Here is a 16,913-nt window from a genome sequence, read left to right on the forward strand (position 1 = left end):
GCAGTCGCTAAGATCGGCGCACCGCCCCCGGGCCAGAGATCCGCCAACGCATGGAACCCAGCACCGCCATCAGCACACCCGCCGGCAACCCTGCCAGCACCGCCGTTGCCGGCAATGCCGCCCGCGTGATCCGCGAGTGGATCGAGGGCGGCGTGTATCCGGTGGGCTCGCTCCTGCCTTCGCAGCGCGACCTGTCGGAGCAGTTGGGCATCAGCCGCACCTCGCTGCGCGAGGCGCTGTCCACGCTGCAGGGGCTGGGCCTGGTCGTGGCCCGGCCTGGCAAGGGCATGTACGTGACCGAGGCGCCCGAGGCTGCGGCCGCAGACGCCTGGCGCTTTGCCGACTCGCATGCGCTCACCGATGTCTATCAGCTGCGCTACGCGCTGGAGGGCTTTGTGGCGCGCCTGGCGGCCCTGGTGGTGCAGCCTGAGGATGTGCAGGCCCTGCAGGCCAATCTGCAGGCCATGCAGCAGAGCATAGAGCGGGCCGATTTCGTGCAGGCCACGCGACTGGATTTCGAGTTCCACCTGCAGATCGCCACCATCTCGGGCAACCATGCCATCGCCGACGTGCTGCGCGGCAGCGGCGAGGTCATGCAGGAAAGCCAGCGCCTGCCGTTCTACAAGCGGGGCGCACGGCATGCGACCACCGAGGAGCATGCGGCCATCATCGATGCCCTGTCCCGCGGCCATCCCGAACTGGCCCAGCAGGCCATGGCCACCCACATCGTGCAGGCGGCCCAGCGCGCGGGCGTGCACTTTCCCACCGGCCTGTAGGCACGCCAGCCCGTGCCTGATCGGCCGGGTTTTTGGCCTTACCATCATCGGCACAGCGCATTTTTTCCCTATCTACAGACCGCCCGGATGCCGATCCATGACAAGCCAAGGAAATGAACTCTGCATACTGGCAGACGCCCTAGAGGCGCAGCGCGAAGGACTCTTGCAGACATGGCGCAAGGCCGTCAGGCGGGACCCGGCGCTGACCGCTGGTGAGGCGCTTCCCCGAACCCAGCTGAACGATCACATCCCGGCTGTGCTGGCCGCGTTCGAGCAGCAACTGCGGACACTGGGCGGTGCACCGGCAGACACCACCGAGCCGCCGGGCGATGGCGAGCAGGCCGCCGCCCACGGCCTGCACCGCTGGCAGCAGGGCTATGACCTGCATGAAGTCGTGCGCGAGCTGGGGCTGCTCAACGAAGTCATGGTGGCGCAGCTGGAGGACTATGCCCAGGGGCGCCCTGATGCGCACGTCGCCATGCCCGTTGCGCGCAAGGCCTGGGCCGCCACCTATACCCGCGACGTTCAGGACAGCAGCACCCAGTATTTCCGCCTGCAGCAGCAGGAGGCCGAGGGCCATGTCCGGGACCTGGAAGCGGCGCTGCATGACCTGAGCGCGCTGGACCTGCAGCGCTCGCAACTGTGGGAGCAGGTTGCGCATGACCTGCGCAGCAACGTCGGCGTGGTGGCCAATGTGACGCATGGCCTGGGCATGCAGCATGCGCCGGCGCAGTCGCGCGAGAAACTCCTGCGCATGCTGGACCGCAACGTCCAGTCGCTGCGACATCTGCTGGATGACGTGACGGAGCTGGCCAAGCTGCACGCCGGGCGCGAGCATCGCCAGCTGACCTCCTTTGACGCAGCCCAGGTGATCACCCATCTGTGCGAGGGACTGCAGGCCCTGGCCAACGAGCGCGGCCTGTACCTGCACCTGCAGGGGCCGGGGACGATGCCGGTGGAGGGGGATGCCTTGAAACTGCGCCGCATCGCGCAGAACCTGGTGCTCAACGCGCTCAAGTACACCCAGGAGGGCGGCGTCACGGTGAAGTGGGCCCTTGGTGATGGGGAGGACCAGCGCCGCTGGATGCTCTCCATCGGGGATACGGGCCCCGGCATGGAGCCGGCGGCGCCCCTGGTTGCCGCCCTCAAGCACGCCACGGACCTGGACCCTTCGGGCCATCTGACGTCGGCGGCCTCCGCAGAGGTCCGCGCCGGGGGCGAGCCACGGCCCGGCGTCGCGGCGGCCCGCTACCGCAGCGGCGCAGGCGAGGGGATAGGCCTGTCCATCGTCAAGCGGCTGGCGGAATTGCTGGACGCCACGATCGAGGTGCAGTCGGCCGCGCAGACCGGCACGACCTTTCTGCTTCTGTTTCCGCTGCGATATGCCGACGAGTGACCGATAGCTGGGCCAGGAGATGAAAAAAACGGGCACACAGGCCCGTCGTTTCGCGTGCGGGGCGCGGCCTGTGCCGCCGCCCCTGAGTCCGGTGCTCAGGACTCTTCGTCCATCTGCGACTGCAGATAGTTCTGGATGCCGACCTTGTCGATCAGGTCCAGCTGGGTTTCGAGGTAGTCGATGTGCTCCTCGGTATCGTCCAGGATCTTTTGCAGCAGATCGCGCGAGACGTAGTCGCGCACGCTTTCGCAGTGGGCGATGCCGTCCTTGATGGTCTGCTGCGCGGTTTTCTCGCTGCTCAGGTCGCAAGCCAGGGCTTCGGGCACGTCCTCGCCGACTTGCAGCTTGCCCAGATCCTGCAGGTTGGGCAGGCCGTCGAGCACGAAGATGCGGTCCATGAGCCAGTCGGCGTGCTTCATCTCGCCGATGGACTCCTTGTATTCCTTCTTGGCCAGCTTGTCGAAGCCCCAGTGCTTGTACATGCGGTAGTGCAGGAAGTACTGGTTGATGGCCGTCAGCTCGTTCTTGAGCTGGGCTTGCAGCCAGGTGATGACTTGGGCGTCGCCTTGCATGGGGAACTCCTTTGTTGTACGTGGGGGACCGCGCCGATCGGCGGCCGCTATAGGGGTGGATTGTCTAGGGTTTCTGCGTCAGATCAAGCAAACCCCTGTTATCACGCATTGGCTGCTTATGAGGCGCGTTCTCGTTTGCGGGCCGGCATGCTGACGCGTCTGCGGGGTTGCTGCATTGCCTTGTCATATTTCGGCCCAAAATAGCCTCTTCAGGCCGGTGGCGGGCTGGTCAAGCCCGCAGGCCTGGAGACAAGGATGTTAACATAGTTTTTGGCAATCGGATGAATTCAATCAATTCATTGGATCAATCGATGGCCTGGGCCTAGACTTCGTCCTGTGTTCACTCACCAACCACAAAGGAAACAGCAATGTCCGTGATCAACACCCAAATCAAGCCCTTCAAGACGCAGGCCTTCAAGAATGGCAAGTTCATCGAAGTGACCGAAAAGGACGTCCTGGGCAAGTGGGCCGTGTTCTTCTTCTACCCCGCTGACTTCACCTTCGTGTGCCCCACCGAGCTGGGCGACGTGGCCGACCACTACGACGAACTGCAAAAGCTGGGCGTGGAAGTGTTCTCCGTGTCCACCGACACCCACTTCGTGCACAAGGCATGGCACGACGCGTCGGACACCATCCGCAAGATCAAGTACACGATGCTGGGCGATCCCACCTGGGAAATCAGCAACAACTTCGAAGTCCTGCGTCCCGGCCAGGGCCTGGCTGACCGCGGCACCTTCATCGTCGACCCCGATGGCGTGATCCAGGCCGTGGAAATCACCGCCGAAGGCATCGGCCGCAACGCCGTCGACCTGCTGCGCAAGGTCAAGGCTGCCCAGTATGTCCGCAACCACCCCGGTGAAGTCTGCCCCGCCAAGTGGGAAGAAGGCGACAAGACCCTGGCTCCTTCGCTCGACCTGGTCGGCAAGATCTAAGCGGTACACCGCTTCCTGTTCACAGTTGAACTGTTGAAGACGCCCGGGTGCCTGGCGCCCGGGCTTTTTTTTCCGAAAATTCGTATTTCCCTAGGAGTCCGACATGCTTGACAACAACCTGAAAGCCCAATTGCAGGCCTACCTGGAGCGCCTGCAGCGTCCGGTGGAGCTGGTGGCTTCGCTGGATGACAGCCAGGGTGCGCGCGAGCTGAAGGAACTGCTGCTGGAAATCCGCGAGCTGAGCGACAAGATCACCGTCGTCGAGCACAACGACGCCGAGGTGCGCAAGCCCTCGTTCCTGATCACCAATCCCGGCGTGGACAGCGGCGTGCGTTTCGCAGGCGTCCCCCTGGGCCATGAATTCACCTCGCTGGTGCTGGCCCTGCTGCAGGTCGGCGGCCATCCGTCCAAGGAATCGGCCGAGTTGCTGGAGCAGGTGCGCAACATCGACGTGCCGCTGCACTTCGAGACCTACTACTCGCTGTCCTGCCACAACTGCCCGGACGTGGTGCAGGCGCTGAACCTGATGTCCGTGCTCAATCCCAAGATCAGCCACACCGCCATCGACGGCGGGCTGTTCCAGAAGGAAGTCGAGCAGCGCGAAGTCATGGGCGTGCCCACGGTCTTCGTCAATGGCGAGCGCTTCGGCCAGGGCCGCATGGAGCTGGCCGAGATCGTCGCCAAGGTCGACACCGGCGCCGCTTCGCGTGAAGCGGCCAGGATTTCCGCCAAGGACGCCTTCGACGTGCTGATCGTCGGTGGCGGCCCCGCCGGCGCGGCCGCTGCCATCTATGCGGCACGCAAGGGCATCCGCACCGGCATTGCCGCCGAGCGCTTCGGCGGCCAGGTGCTGGACACCGTGGACATCGAGAACTTCATCTCGGTCTCCAAGACCGAAGGCCCTCAGCTGGCCGCCGCCATGGAGCGCCATGTGCGCGACTACGAGGTGGACATCATGAACCTGCAGACGGCGTCCAAACTGATTCCGGCTGCCACGGAAGGCGGGCTGATCGAGGTGCAGACCGCCTCGGGCGCCAGCCTCAAGGCCAAGACCGTCATCCTCTCGACCGGCGCGCGCTGGCGCAACATGAACGTGCCTGGCGAGGACAAGTACCGCACCAAGGGCGTGACCTACTGCCCGCACTGCGACGGACCGCTGTTCAAGGGCAAGAATGTGGCCGTCATCGGCGGCGGCAACTCGGGCGTGGAAGCGGCCATCGACCTGGCCGGCATCGTGCGCAGCGTGACGCTGCTGGAGTTCGCCAGCGAGCTCAAGGCCGATGCCGTGCTGCAAAAGAAGCTCAAGAGCCTGCCCAATGTGACCGTCATCCTCAACGCCCAGACCACCGAGGTCAACGGCGACGGCAAGAAGGTCACCGGCCTGACCTACAAGGACCGCACGACGGAAGAGGTCAAGACCGTGGCGCTGGAAGGCATCTTCGTGCAGATCGGCCTGCTGCCCAACACCGACTGGCTCAAGGGCACGGTGGAGCTGACCCGCTTCGGCGAGATCGTGATCGATGCCAAGGGCCACACCAGCGTGCCCGGCGTGTTCGCCGCAGGCGACTGCACCAACGTGCCGTACAAGCAGATCATCATCGCTGCCGGTGCCGGCTCCACGGCTGCGCTGTCGGCCTTCGACCACCTGATCCGCCACTGAGCTGAACAGGCGTGAGAAAGGGCCCGGATGCCTCGGCATCCGGGCCTTTTTTCATTCCGGCGCTGTCAGGCGCGTGCCTTGCCGGCGCAGGTGGCACACAGATGGCTGTCCAGCAGCCCGGTGTGCCAGCAGGGATTGCGCCAGGGCCTATGCGCCAGATCAAATCAATGAATGAGAACTATTCGCATATAATTTTTCTTCATCCAGCCAGCACATGACGCGCCAACGGCTGGCGGGCCGACCGCCAGCCGCTGCAACCAGAAGCCAGCTCTCGCACATCCATGTTGATCAGAGAGAGAGGGCTTCGCAATGGCTTACGACTTCGCAATGCAATCATGCGCCCGGCGGGCGCGCCATCCCCTGGCCGCCGCCTGCGCGCTGCTGTGCGCCTCCGCTGCCCTGGCCCAGGAGCCGGGGCAGGCCGCCGCAGACGCGGCAAATGCCGCAAACGCCGGAGATGCCGACACGCAATTGCTGGCGCAGGCCGCACCCGGGGCACGGACCCGTGCCCCGGCCCTCAAGGAGATGGTGATCAGCGCTTCGCGCGAGGTGCAGGACCCTGACACCCTGCCCATGAGCATTGACGTGATCGACGCCGGCCGCATGGAACGCGAGCAGGCCAGCGACATCCGCGAGATGGTCAACCTGCTGCCCAATGTCGATGTGCCGCGCGCCCCGGCGCGCTTCTCGCTGGCGGCCTCGTCGGCCGGGCGTGACCAGAACAGCGGCTTCAACATCCGTGGCCTGGATGGCAACCGCGTGCTCATGCTGGTCGATGGCGTGCGCCTGCCGCGCAGCTACAGCTTCAGCGCCAACAGCTTCGGCCGCGACTACCTGGACCTGGGCCTGGTGCAGCGCGTGGAAATCCTGCGCGGCTCCACGCCCGCGCTGTATGGATCGGACGGCATGGGCGGCCTGGTCAACTTCGTGACCGTGCAGCCGGATGATCTGCTGGGCAAGGACAAGCGCATCGCCGGCCGCGTGGCTGCCGGCTATGACGGCTCGGACAACGGCCGCAAGCTGGGCGCCACCGTGGCGGGCCGAGCCAGCCCCGAATGGGCATGGCTGCTGTCGGCGGGCCTGGGCCGCTCCCGTGCGCTGGAGAACATGGGCACGAACAACGTGACGGGGGCGGCGCGCACCACGCCCAATCCCGAGAAAGACCGCAGCGAGTCGCTGATGGGCCGCCTGGTCTTCACGCCCAGCGCCATACAAAAGCATGTCTTCACCTTCGAGAACGTGGACAAGCGCGCCGACTACGCCCTGCTGTCCGCGCGCTCGGCCACCGTGGCCAATTCCGACTCGCGCACCGACATGAAGCGCTGGCGGGCCAGCTGGCAGGGCCAGTGGCAGCAGTTGGGCACGGCGCTGGCCGACGAACTGCAGCTGATGGCCAGCTACCAGAAGTCCGACGCGCGCGAATTCGTCACCGAGACGCGCATCGGCCTGCCGTACCGCGAGCGCGACGTGACCTATGACGAGGATGCGATCCAGCTGCACGCCCAGGCCAGCCGCCTGCTGCGCTGGAGTTCTTCGGCCAGCGGCAAGTTCACCTACGGGCTGGACTACCTCCGCAACAAGGTTGTCAACGCGCAAAGCGGCATCACGCCGCCCGTGGGCGAGAGCTTCCCGCTCAAGCGCTTCCCCGACACCACCGAAAGCGCCACCGCCCTGTTCGCCCAGGCCGAACTGCACAACGGCCCCTGGAGCGTGACCCCGGGCCTGCGCGCCGAGCACTACAGCATCAAGCCCCGGCAGAACGGCTTTGTGCCCACCGTGGTCAGCAACTCGGACTCCGCGCTCTCGCCCAAGCTGGGCGTGATGCTGCAGGCCAGCCCGGTCTGGTCCGTCTATGGCAACTATGCGGCAGGTTTCCGGGCGCCCAACGCCGGGCAGATCAACGCCTTCTTCGAGAACCCGGTGGCGTTCTACCGCAACATTCCGAATCCCGACCTGCGGGCCGAAAAGAGCCAGACCTTCGAGCTGGGCCTGCGCGGGCGCATGGACAGGCTGCGCCTGGACGCCGCCGTGTTCACGGGACGCTACAAGGACTTCATCGTCGACCAGCAACTGGTTGCGGGCCAGCCCGGCAACGCGGCCAACCCCGCCATCTACCAGTCCATCAACGTGGGCCGCGCCCGCATCAGCGGCTTCGAACTCAAGGCCGGCTACGACTGGGGCCGCTGGGCCGGCGGCGACTGGCAGACGCGCCTGGCCTACGGCTACACCGACGGCAAGGACACGCAGTCCGACAAGCCGCTGGACACCATCTCGCCCCAGCAACTGGTGCTGGGCGTGCGCTACGAGCGCTCTGTCGTGGGCGTGCAGTTCAACGTCTCGCACTGGAGCGGCAAGAAGGCCGGCGACGTGTCCAACGGCAGCACGGCCTGGCTCAGCCCCTCGGCCACGGTGCTGGACCTGAGCGCGCAATGGCGCATCCGTCCCGACCTGCGCCTGAACGCCGGCATCTACAACCTGACCGACAGGAAGTACTGGCGCTGGTCCGATGTGCGCGGCCTGCTGGCCACCACGGCGATTGCCGACGCCTACAGCCAGCCGGGGCGCCATGCGCGCGTCTCGCTGATCAAGGATTTCTGAAGCCCGGCGCCTGAAGGCCAGGCGCCGCGACCCGTGTCCCAACGATGTTTTGCAACGCAAGGAGAGCCCCATGCACCGTACCGAGAGTGAAAGCCTTGCCCGTGACGAGGAATACCTGCTGGCCGAAGGCGAGGCCCAACTGGCCGCCACGCTGGCGCTGATGACCGGCTTCGGCCACGGTTGCTGCGAGGCCCACCGGCCCGCCATTGCCGGCAAGGTGGCCGATCAACTGCAGGGCCTGTCCGGCGACAGCAGCTTTTCGCCGGACATGCGGGCCTTGCTGCAACGCCTGCAGCGGCGCTGGCAGGCGGTCTCCGAGGCCAGCGCCGCGCAGCGCGCACCCCGGGCCGAGGCGGCGGCCGAGACCCGCCATCCCTCCGTTGCCCACGCGCTCTGGCATGCCCCTTTGGAGACCCTGCAATGATCACCACCGCCGCCGCAGCCTGCGATGACCTGCTGATTCCCGTCAATGCGCCCGACGTGCGCCAGCGCTTTGCCCAGGCACGCCAGAGCGGCCTGCGTGCCAAGGAGGCCGCCGAATCCATGGGCCTGCCCGAAGGCGCCGCCATCGGCGCCCACGCGGGCCTGCATGACGGCGGCCTGCAGGTCGTGCCGCTGCGCGCGCAGTGGCTGCAGGTGCTGCGCGCGCTGCAGGACTGCGGCACCGTGATGGCGCTCACGCGCAATGAGTCCACGGTGCATGAGAAGACGGGCGTGTACCAGAAGCTCTCGGCCAGCGGCGGCGTGGGATTGGCGCTGGGCCGCGAGATCGACCTGCGCCTGTTCTTTGCCCAATGGCATGCCGGCTATGCCGTGACCGAGCAGCCCGCCCAGGCTGGAAGGCCGGCCACGCACAGCCTGCAGTTCTTCAATGCCCACGGCCGCGCCGTGCACAAGGTCCATGCGCGCGAGTCCACCGACATGGCAGCGTGGGATGCGCTGGTACGGCGCTTTGCCGAGCCCAGCGCGGGCTACCTGTTTCGCCATGCCAGGCCCAGAGCGCTGCCGCAGTCCGACAAGGTCATCGACGTGCACGGCCTGAGCGCCGCCTGGGATGCCCTTCAGGACACGCATGAATTCTTCGACCTGCTGCGCCGGTTCGGCGTGGAGCGCCAGCAAGCCTTCCGCCTGGTCCCCGGCCATTGCGCGCGGCTGGCACCCGAGTCCGTGGCCCAGTTGCTGGGCGATGCGGCGGTGGACGGGCTGCCCATCATGGTCTTCGTGGACAGCGGCGGCTGCATCCAGATCCATACCGGCCCCGTGCACAACATCCAGCCCATGGGCACGCCCGGCGGCGCGCAATGGATCAATGTGCTGGACCCGGGCTTCAACCTGCATCTGCGCTGCGACATGATCGCCAGCGTCTGGGCCGTGCAAAAGCCCACGGCCGATGGCGTGGTCACCTCGGTCGAGGCCTTCGACGCGCAGGGCGATCTGATGGCCATGTTCTTTGGCGAGCGCAAACCGGGCCTGGCCGAACTGCCGGGATGGCGCGAGCTGGTGGCGGGCTTGCCGCGCTTGGCAGTGCAGACACTGGCCTGAGCGGCCCAGGCCCTGGAAAGAGCCGGCCGGGCCGCCTCAGAGATGCACGGTGGCGGCCACCAGCCTGCCCACCAGCGGACGCACCACCATCACGCAGACAAAGGCCACGGGCATGGCCAGCACATAGGTCTGCATCACGCGCCGCAGGTAGTCGGCGCCCAGGCCGCTGTTGGCGCCGACGATGGCGCAGCACATCAGAAACGCCATGATGGCCGACATGTAGAAGGCAAAGACGATGGGCGCGAAGCGGCGGTGCAGCTTGCGGCTGCGCGGCGCCGCAGGGGTTGCGGGAGCGATGGAGGCAGAGGTATCGGGCATGAAGGCGTATCCGGTCAGGCCGCTTGTCGATTCGGCGCGGCAAGTGCGCAACTGTAGGCAAGGCCCGGGCCGCCGTGTAGAGGGCTGCAGCTTGGTGCACTCGTAAGCTATATTGATGAATTGATTTTTCATCCATAGGTTTTTGTGCCTAATCTGCGCTCCATCGAGACCTTCGTCAAAGCCCTGGAAGGCGGCTCCATCGCCTCGGCCGCGCGCCAGCTGGGTATTTCTCCTGCAGCGGCCAGCCAGAACATCGCCCGGCTGGAGCGCGAACTGGGCACGCGCCTGATCACGCGCACCACGCGCTCCATGGCGTTGACCGAAGCCGGCGAGCGCTATCTGGCGCGCGTGGGCCCTGTGCTGCAGGAGCTGGAAAAAGCGCAGTCCGACCTGTCGCAGCTGCATGGCGAACTGCAGGGCCGGCTGCGCATCGCCTGCATGGCCGCCTTTGGCCGCCATGTGCTGGCGCCGCTGCTGCCGGCCTTTGCCGCGCGGCATCCCCGGCTGGAGCTGGAGTTGCTGGTGGTGGACCGGCAGGTGGATGTGCTCAAGGAAGACGTGGACATCAGCGTGCGCTACCGCGATGTGCTGGAGCCCGGCATGGCCGTGCGCCAGCTGGCGGCCGTGCCGCGCGTGCTGTGCGCCTCGCCGGCCTACCTGCAGGCCCACGGCAGGCCGCAGACCGCGCAGGACCTGCTCGACCATGCCTGCCTGCTGTACCGGCGCGAGGCCGATGGCCGCTTCATGCGCTGGCCGTTTTCACGCGACGGCAAGCGCGTGGACCCGCAGCTGCGCGTGACCGCCATCGCCAGCGATGTCGATGCACTCACCGAAATGGCCGTGGCCGGTGGCGGCATCGTCTGGATCGGCAGCTTCATCGCCCACCGGTACATGCGCGAAGGGCTGCTGCAACCGCTGGCCCTGGGCCCGGCGCGCAAGGGGCAGCTGCACTTCGATGACACCACGCTGGATTTCTTCGCCTGCTTTCGCGACCGCCAGTACGTGCCGACCAAGGTGCGTGCCCTGGTGGACTACCTGGTCGAGACGCTGCCGCAGCAGCCCATGCTGCGCTGGAACGCCTCGGCCTGAGACAGGGTTCAGTGCCCCAGGTGCTGGGGCAGGACTTCCTGCAGGATCGTGGTGGCGATTTCCTCGATGGACTTGGTGGTGCTGGACAGCCACTGGATGCCGCTGCGGCGCATCATGGACTCGGCCTCGGCCACCTCGTAGCGGCAGTTGGCAAGGCTGGCGTACTTGGAGTCGGGCCGGCGCTCGTTGCGGATGCTGGACAGGCGCTGGGGGTCGATGGTCAGGCCGAACAGCTTCTTGCGGTAGGGCACCAGGGCGGGCGGCAGCTGCTTGCGCTCGAAATCCTCGGGAATCAGCGGGTAGTTGGCCACCTTGAGACCGAACTGCATGGCCAGGTACAGGCTGGTGGGCGTCTTGCCGCTGCGCGAGACGCCGACCAGGATCACGTCGGCGCCCGTCAGGTCCTGGTGGGTCTGGCCGTCGTCATGGGCCAGCGTGTAGTTGATGGCCTCCATGCGCTCCAGGTATTCCTTGCTTTCGCTGATGTCGGCGAAGCGGCCCACGCGGTGCAGCGACTTCTGGCCCAGCTCCAGCTCCAGCGGCCGCACGAAGGTGCCGAACATGTCGAATACCTTGCCCTTGCATTGGCTCTCGATCAGGTCGAGCATGTCCTGGTTGACCAGGGTGGTGAAGACGATGGGCTTGTGGCTTTCCGACTCGGCCACATGGTTGATCTGCCGCACGGCCTGGTGGACCTTGTCCATGGTGTCCACGAAGGGGATGCGGACCAGGCGCGACTTGGTGTCGAACTGGGCCATGATGGCCGTGCCAAAGGTCTCGGCTGTAATGCCAGTGCCATCGGAGATGACGAAGATGGTGTGGGTGTGCATGGTGGTCGGGCTCTGGACAGGGGGCTGCCGTCGGTTCACGGCAAACGCCTACAATGGCGCCCATTATTCCCAATTTCCCATCCATGCTCGCTGCCGGCCTCCAACCAGAACAGCAAAGCCTCGCGCACGCCTGCGTGGGTGGATCGACCGTGCCCGGCTTTGGCAGCCGGGGCGGCGCACTACGGTTTTCAACTTCTGGAGCTTTCCCATGTCTCAACTGTTCGAGGCCACCGCCCTCGTCGTTCCGTTTGAACAACTGAGGATGACCGATGTCGAGTCCGTAGGCGGCAAGAACGCCTCGCTCGGCGAAATGATCTCGCAGCTGCCGCAGGGCGTGCGCGTGCCCACGGGCTTTGCCACCACGGCCCATGCCTTCCGCCAGTTCCTGGCCCACGACGGCCTGGCCGACAAGATCAGTGCCAAGCTGGCCGCCCTGGACGTGGAGGATGTCCGCGCCCTGGCCCAGGTCGGTGCCGAGATCCGTGCCCTGGTCGAGAACCAGCCCTTCCCGGCCGATCTGGAACAGGCCATCCGCGAGGAATTCGTGCGCCTGCAAGGCGGCAACGAGGCGGCCTCGTTCGCCGTGCGCTCCTCGGCCACGGCCGAAGACCTGCCCGACGCTTCGTTCGCGGGCCAGCAGGAAACCTTCCTGAACGTGGTGGGCATCGAGTCGGTGCTGCACAAGATGAAGGAGGTGTTCGCCTCCCTGTACAACGACCGCGCCATCTCCTACCGCGTGCACAAGGGCTTTGCCCATGACGTGGTGGCCCTGTCGGCCGGCGTGCAGCGCATGGTGCGCTCCGACCTGGGCGCGGCCGGCGTGATGTTCACCATCGACACCGAATCGGGCTTCGAGGACGTGGTCTTCATCACCTCCAGCTACGGCCTGGGCGAGACCGTGGTGCAGGGCGCCGTCAATCCTGACGAGTTCTATGTGCACAAGCCCATGCTCAAGGCCGGCAAGAAGGCCCTGATCCGCCGCAACCTGGGCTCCAAGCTGATCCAGATGGTCTTTGCCTCGCCCGAGGAAAAGGCCGCCAGCGGCCGCCTGGTCAAGACCACCGACGTGGCCCATGAGCTGCGCAACCGCTACTCGCTGTCCGACGAGGACGTGCAGCAGCTGGCCCACTATGCCCTGGTCATCGAGCAGCACTATGGCCGCCCCATGGACATCGAGTGGGGCAAGGACGGCACAGACGGCCAGCTCTACATCCTGCAGGCCCGCCCCGAGACCGTGAAGAGCCAGGCCAAGGGCCAGGCCGAGCAGCGCTACGCGCTCAAGGGCACGGGCAATGTGCTGGCCGAAGGCCGCGCCATCGGCCAGAAGATCGGCACGGGCCCGGTGCGCCTGGTCAATGACATCGCCAACATGGACCAGGTCCAGCCCGGCGACGTGCTGGTGACCGACATGACCGATCCCAACTGGGAGCCGGTGATGAAGCGCGCCTCGGCCATCGTCACCAACCGTGGCGGCCGCACCTGCCACGCGGCCATCATTGCGCGCGAGCTGGGCATTCCGGCCGTGGTCGGCTGCGGCAACGCCACCGATCTGCTCAAGGACGGCACCCTGGTCACCGTCAGCTGCGCCGAAGGCGATACCGGCAAGATCTATGACGGCCTGATCGAGACCGAGGTCACCGAGGTGCAGCGCGGCGAGATGCCCGCCATCAAGACCAAGATCATGATGAACGTGGGCAACCCCCAGCTGGCCTTCGACTTCGCCCAGCTGCCCAACGAGGGCGTGGGCCTGGCCCGCCTGGAGTTCATCATCAACAACAACATCGGCGTGCACCCCAAGGCCATCCTGGACTATCCCGCCGTGGATGCCGACCTCAAGAAGGCCGTGGAGTCCGTGGCCCGTGGCCATGCCTCGCCGCGCGCCTTCTACGTGGACAAGGTCGCCGAAGGCGTGGCGACGATTGCCGCCGCCTTCTGGCCCAAGCCCGTGATCGTGCGCATGTCGGACTTCAAGTCCAACGAGTACCGCAAGCTCATCGGCGGCAGCCGCTACGAGCCCGAGGAAGAGAATCCCATGCTGGGTTTCCGTGGCGCGGCGCGCTACATCTCCGAGGACTTCGGCGAGGCCTTCCGCATGGAGTGCGAGGCACTGCGCCGCGTGCGCGAGGACATGGGCCTGACCAACGTGCAGATCATGATTCCCTTCGTGCGCACGCTCAAGCAGGCCGAGCGCGTCACCCAGCTGCTGGCGGCCAACGGCCTCAAGCGCGGCGACAACGAACTCAAGCTCATCATGATGTGCGAGGTGCCCTCCAACGCCATCCTGGCGGACGAGTTCCTCGAGTTCTTCGACGGCTTCTCCATCGGCTCCAACGACCTGACCCAGCTCACGCTGGGCCTGGACCGCGACTCCGGCCTGGAGCTGCTGGCCGCCGACTTCGACGAGCGCGACCCCGCCGTGCGCAAGATGCTGTCGCGCGCCATCAAGGCCTGCCTGGACCAGGGCAAGTACGTGGGCATCTGCGGCCAGGGCCCATCCGACCACCCGGACTTCGCCCAATGGCTGGCTGACGAAGGCATTGCCTCCATCTCGCTGAATCCCGACAGCGTGGTCGCCACCTGGCAGCGCCTGGCGCAGTAAGGGCTGGCAGCGTCGCCATGCATACGCCGGACGCGCACTTGCATGACGACGCAGTCGGGGGACCGTCCGAAGGCGAGACCTTCGCCCCCGACCTGCACGACATCCACCATCTGTGGCTCAAGGCCGTGCTGCTCGCGGTCTGGGTCGCCGTCTCCTTCGGTGCCTGCTACTACGCACGCGACCTGCAGGCGCTGGTCCCCGACTGGCCGCTGGCCTACTGGTTCGCGGCCCAGGGGGCAGTCCTGATGTTCCTGGCCATCGTCATCGTCTATTGTCTGTCCATGGACCATTTCGAGCGCCGCGAGGCCCGGGCCGCTGCCCCGTCTGAACCCGCCGCCCCGCTGTCGCCTCCCGGCCATGGCTGAGCGCTCGCTGCTGACGGCCGCCTCCCGCTGGCGGCTGCACCGCATCGTGGCCCTGTACACGCTGGGCGTGCTCGGCTTTCTGGCCCTCATGTTCTGGGCCGAGCAGCAAGGCCTGTCGCGCCACTGGATAGGCCCCATCTTCCTGTTCTTCACCGTCATGGTCTACGCGGCCATCGGCGTGTACCTGCGCACCAGCGATCCCGAGGAGTACTACGTCGCGGGCCGGCGCATCCCGCCCTTCTACAACGGCATGGCGGCAGCGGCGGACTGGGTCAGCGCGGCGTCCTTCATCAGCCTGTCGGGGGCGCTGTACCTGCAGGGCTTTGCCGGCGTGCCGGGGCAGGCCGGCGGACTGGCCTACCTGCTGGGCTGGACGGGCGGCTTTTGCCTGGTCGCCATGCTGATCGCGCCGCACCTGCGTGCGATGAAGCTCTACACCATTCCCGACTTCTTCCAGCAGCGCTACGGCGGGCGCTGGCCGCGCGTGATCGCGGCGCTGGCTGCCGTGACCTGCTCGTTCACCTATGTGGTGGCCCAGATCTACGGCGTGGGGCTGATTGCCTCGCGGCTGACGGGCGTGCAGTTCGAGATCGGCATCATGCTGGGCCTGGGCGGCGTGCTGCTGTGCTCCTTCCTGGGCGGCATGCGTGCCATCACCTGGACCCAGGTCGCGCAGTACGTGGTCATCCTGCTGGCCTTTCTGATCCCCGTGTCCTGGCTGGCCTACCGGCAGATGGGCAATCCCGTGGCGCCGCTGGCCTATACGGCCCAGCTCGGCCAGATCGCGGAGATGGAGCAGCGCCTGCTGGATTCGCCGGCCGAACAGGAAGTGGTCGCCGCCTACCGCCTGCGCGCCGAGGTGCTGGAGGACAAGCTCAAGGACGTGCCGCGCGTGCTGGCCGCCGAGCGCCAGCAGCTTTCCGAGCGCATACGCGATCTGCGCACGCGCAGCGGCGACATTGGCGCCATCATGGCGGCCAGCCGCGAACTGGCCGCCATGCCGCGCGACGAAGCGACTGCGCGCGCCCTGTGGACACGCCAGCTGCAGGAGATGCGCGAGCGCGAGAAGCCGCTGGGCGGCATTCCGCTGCACAGCCTGCCCTTTGCCGGCAACCCCGATGGATCGGCCGAGGAACGTCAGGTCTACGAGGACAGCCGGCGCAACTTCCTGGCGCTGATGTTCTGTCTCATGGCCGGCACGGCAGGCCTGCCGCATTTGCTCACGCGCTACTACACGGCGCCCTCGGTGTCGGGGGCGCGGGCCTCGGTGGGCTGGACGCTGTTCTTCATCGGCGTGCTGTACATGAGCGCGCCGGCCCTGGCCGTGCTGGTCAAGTTCGAGGTCATGAACAACCTGGTGGGCATACGCTTCGATGAATTGCCCACCTGGATGGCGCAGTGGGCCCGGGTCGATGCCTCGCTGCTGGCCGTGGAAGACGTCAATGGCGACGGTGTCCTGCAGTTCGGCGAGATCCGCATGGGCGCCGACCTCATCATGCTGGCCACGCCCGAGCTGGGTGGCATGCCCTACGTGGTCTCGGGCCTGGTCGCGGCGGGCGGCCTGGCCGCCGCGCTGTCCACGGCCGATGGCCTGCTGCTGACCATCAGCAATGCGCTGGTGCGCGACTTGTACTTTCGCGCGCGGCGGCGCCGGGCCTCGCCCGAGCAGCGCGTGATCCTGTCCAAGTTCGCGCTGCTGGTGGTGGCGCTGTCGGCCGCCTTCGTGGCCTCGCGCCGTTCCTCGGACATCCTGCCCATGGTCACGGCCTCGTTCTCGCTGGCGGCATCGGCCTTTGTTCCGGCCATGGTGCTGGGCATCTTCTGGCGCGGCACCACGCGTCGCGGGGCGGTGGCCGGCATGCTGGCCGGCCTGGGTATCACCGTCTACTACATGGTCTCGCACGTGCCCGCGCTGCAGCCTGTGTTGCCCGAGGCGCTGCATGCCCGCCTGTGGTGGGGCATACAGCCGATTTCCTCGGGTGTCTTCGGCGTGCCGGCGGGCCTGCTGGTGACCTGGCTGGTCAGCTGCCTGGACCCGCGCCGGCGCGCTGCGGCGCGCTCCGTGCCAGGGCGCGTGGCCTGACGCGGCATGGGCTCCATGGGCCGACGACATTGCCAACGAAATTGCCAATTTTTGTCTTGATGGCAGATCTGGATCAGTCCCGGCCCAACTGAAGCCCGCGCGTGCTGGAAAACCCGCTTTTGGGAGCCGGAGGCTCATGACACGCTGCGAGCC

14 protein-coding genes are annotated in these 16,913 nt (G+C 66.7%); 11 read left to right on the forward strand and 3 right to left on the reverse strand.

Going from position 1 to position 16,913, the window contains the following annotated elements; genetic code table 11:
• The first annotated feature begins 50 nt into the window (after positions 1 to 50).
• Together DTS01S_RS06020 and DTS01S_RS06025 are read left to right on the forward strand one after the other, a co-directional pair.
• Positions 51 to 776 carry a FadR/GntR family transcriptional regulator gene (locus DTS01S_RS06020; protein WP_016447613.1) on the forward strand — a complete coding sequence of 242 codons (726 nt, stop codon included), beginning with the start codon at positions 51 to 53 and terminating at the stop codon, positions 774 to 776.
• 97 nt (positions 777 to 873) lie between these two features.
• Positions 874 to 2,172, forward strand: a complete 1,299-nt coding sequence (locus DTS01S_RS06025; protein ID WP_061287441.1) for a sensor histidine kinase — start codon at positions 874 to 876, stop codon at positions 2,170 to 2,172.
• Between the two features lie 95 nt (positions 2,173 to 2,267).
• Here DTS01S_RS06025 and bfr read toward each other — a convergent pair whose 3' ends face one another.
• Positions 2,268 to 2,744, reverse strand: a complete 477-nt coding sequence (gene bfr, locus DTS01S_RS06030; RefSeq protein WP_016447611.1) for a bacterioferritin — start codon at positions 2,742 to 2,744, stop codon at positions 2,268 to 2,270.
• A gap of 368 nt (positions 2,745 to 3,112) precedes the next feature.
• Here bfr and ahpC point away from each other — a divergent pair, with 368 nt between their 5' ends.
• From ahpC to DTS01S_RS06055, 5 genes are all read left to right on the forward strand, one after another.
• Entirely contained in the window at positions 3,113 to 3,676 is a 564-nt protein-coding gene (gene ahpC / locus DTS01S_RS06035; RefSeq protein ID WP_016447610.1) for an alkyl hydroperoxide reductase subunit C, read from the forward strand.
• A gap of 103 nt (positions 3,677 to 3,779) precedes the next feature.
• Complete coding sequence (ahpF, locus tag DTS01S_RS06040; protein ID WP_016451263.1) at positions 3,780 to 5,336, forward strand: alkyl hydroperoxide reductase subunit F; 1,557 nt, start codon at positions 3,780 to 3,782, stop codon at positions 5,334 to 5,336.
• A gap of 309 nt (positions 5,337 to 5,645) precedes the next feature.
• Positions 5,646 to 7,934 (forward strand): TonB-dependent hemoglobin/transferrin/lactoferrin family receptor, encoded by a 2,289-nt coding sequence (locus DTS01S_RS06045; RefSeq protein WP_061287442.1) that lies wholly within the window; start codon positions 5,646 to 5,648, stop codon positions 7,932 to 7,934.
• A 70-nt stretch (positions 7,935 to 8,004) separates the two neighbouring features.
• On the forward strand, positions 8,005 to 8,358 hold the full coding sequence (locus DTS01S_RS06050) for a hypothetical protein (RefSeq protein WP_016447606.1): 354 nt from the start codon (positions 8,005 to 8,007) through the stop codon (positions 8,356 to 8,358).
• Positions 8,355 to 9,476, forward strand: a complete 1,122-nt coding sequence (locus tag DTS01S_RS06055) for a hemin-degrading factor (RefSeq protein ID WP_017404638.1) — start codon at positions 8,355 to 8,357, stop codon at positions 9,474 to 9,476. Before DTS01S_RS06050 ends, DTS01S_RS06055 begins: the two co-directional genes overlap by 4 nt.
• Positions 9,477 to 9,512: 36 nt before the next feature.
• On the opposite strand, the gene DTS01S_RS06060 is transcribed toward DTS01S_RS06055, so the two are convergent.
• Positions 9,513 to 9,794: a DUF2798 domain-containing protein gene (locus DTS01S_RS06060; protein ID WP_016447604.1), complete on the reverse strand. Its 282-nt coding sequence runs from the start codon at positions 9,792 to 9,794 to the stop codon at positions 9,513 to 9,515.
• 144 nt (positions 9,795 to 9,938) lie between these two features.
• Between DTS01S_RS06060 and DTS01S_RS06065 the strand changes: the two genes are divergently transcribed.
• Positions 9,939 to 10,883 (forward strand): LysR family transcriptional regulator, encoded by a 945-nt coding sequence (locus DTS01S_RS06065; RefSeq protein ID WP_043791855.1) that lies wholly within the window; start codon positions 9,939 to 9,941, stop codon positions 10,881 to 10,883.
• An 8-nt stretch (positions 10,884 to 10,891) separates the two neighbouring features.
• Here DTS01S_RS06065 and ppsR read toward each other — a convergent pair whose 3' ends face one another.
• Positions 10,892 to 11,713, reverse strand: coding sequence for a posphoenolpyruvate synthetase regulatory kinase/phosphorylase PpsR (ppsR, locus tag DTS01S_RS06070; RefSeq protein ID WP_016447602.1), 822 nt, complete (start codon positions 11,711 to 11,713; stop codon positions 10,892 to 10,894).
• Between the two features lie 208 nt (positions 11,714 to 11,921).
• Here ppsR and ppsA point away from each other — a divergent pair, with 208 nt between their 5' ends.
• From ppsA to DTS01S_RS06085, 3 genes are read left to right on the forward strand one after another with little or no spacing between them, the layout of a single operon-like run.
• A complete protein-coding gene (ppsA, locus tag DTS01S_RS06075) occupies positions 11,922 to 14,312 on the forward strand; it encodes a phosphoenolpyruvate synthase (RefSeq protein WP_043791857.1) in 2,391 nt (796 codons plus the stop codon).
• Between the two features lie 17 nt (positions 14,313 to 14,329).
• Complete coding sequence (locus tag DTS01S_RS06080) at positions 14,330 to 14,677, forward strand: DUF4212 domain-containing protein (RefSeq protein ID WP_061287443.1); 348 nt, start codon at positions 14,330 to 14,332, stop codon at positions 14,675 to 14,677.
• Positions 14,670 to 16,760, forward strand: coding sequence for a VC_2705 family sodium/solute symporter (locus tag DTS01S_RS06085; RefSeq protein WP_016447599.1), 2,091 nt, complete (start codon positions 14,670 to 14,672; stop codon positions 16,758 to 16,760). Before DTS01S_RS06080 ends, DTS01S_RS06085 begins: the two co-directional genes overlap by 8 nt.
• Positions 16,761 to 16,913 lie beyond the last annotated feature (153 nt).

The organism is Delftia tsuruhatensis NBRC 16741 (assembly GCF_001571325.1).
Classification (GTDB): Bacteria; Pseudomonadota; Gammaproteobacteria; order Burkholderiales; family Burkholderiaceae_C; genus Comamonas; species Comamonas tsuruhatensis.

What these genes read in the sequence shown, in the direction of transcription:
- DTS01S_RS06085 (WP_016447599.1), top strand. Translation starts at nt 14,670, where the DNA reads ATGGCTGAGCGCTCGCTGCTGACGGCCGCCTCCCGCTGGCGGCTGCAC.
- DTS01S_RS06050 (WP_016447606.1), top strand. Translation starts at nt 8,005, where the DNA reads ATGCACCGTACCGAGAGTGAAAGCCTTGCCCGTGACGAGGAATACCTG.
- bfr (WP_016447611.1), bottom strand. Translation starts at nt 2,744, where the DNA reads ATGCAAGGCGACGCCCAAGTCATCACCTGGCTGCAAGCCCAGCTCAAG.
- ahpC (WP_016447610.1), top strand. Translation starts at nt 3,113, where the DNA reads ATGTCCGTGATCAACACCCAAATCAAGCCCTTCAAGACGCAGGCCTTC.
- ahpF (WP_016451263.1), top strand. Translation starts at nt 3,780, where the DNA reads ATGCTTGACAACAACCTGAAAGCCCAATTGCAGGCCTACCTGGAGCGC.
- DTS01S_RS06045 (WP_061287442.1), top strand. Translation starts at nt 5,646, where the DNA reads ATGGCTTACGACTTCGCAATGCAATCATGCGCCCGGCGGGCGCGCCAT.
- DTS01S_RS06060 (WP_016447604.1), bottom strand. Translation starts at nt 9,794, where the DNA reads ATGCCCGATACCTCTGCCTCCATCGCTCCCGCAACCCCTGCGGCGCCG.
- DTS01S_RS06020 (WP_016447613.1), top strand. Translation starts at nt 51, where the DNA reads ATGGAACCCAGCACCGCCATCAGCACACCCGCCGGCAACCCTGCCAGC.
- DTS01S_RS06025 (WP_061287441.1), top strand. Translation starts at nt 874, where the DNA reads ATGACAAGCCAAGGAAATGAACTCTGCATACTGGCAGACGCCCTAGAG.
- ppsR (WP_016447602.1), bottom strand. Translation starts at nt 11,713, where the DNA reads ATGCACACCCACACCATCTTCGTCATCTCCGATGGCACTGGCATTACA.
- DTS01S_RS06080 (WP_061287443.1), top strand. Translation starts at nt 14,330, where the DNA reads ATGCATACGCCGGACGCGCACTTGCATGACGACGCAGTCGGGGGACCG.
- DTS01S_RS06055 (WP_017404638.1), top strand. Translation starts at nt 8,355, where the DNA reads ATGATCACCACCGCCGCCGCAGCCTGCGATGACCTGCTGATTCCCGTC.
- ppsA (WP_043791857.1), top strand. Translation starts at nt 11,922, where the DNA reads ATGTCTCAACTGTTCGAGGCCACCGCCCTCGTCGTTCCGTTTGAACAA.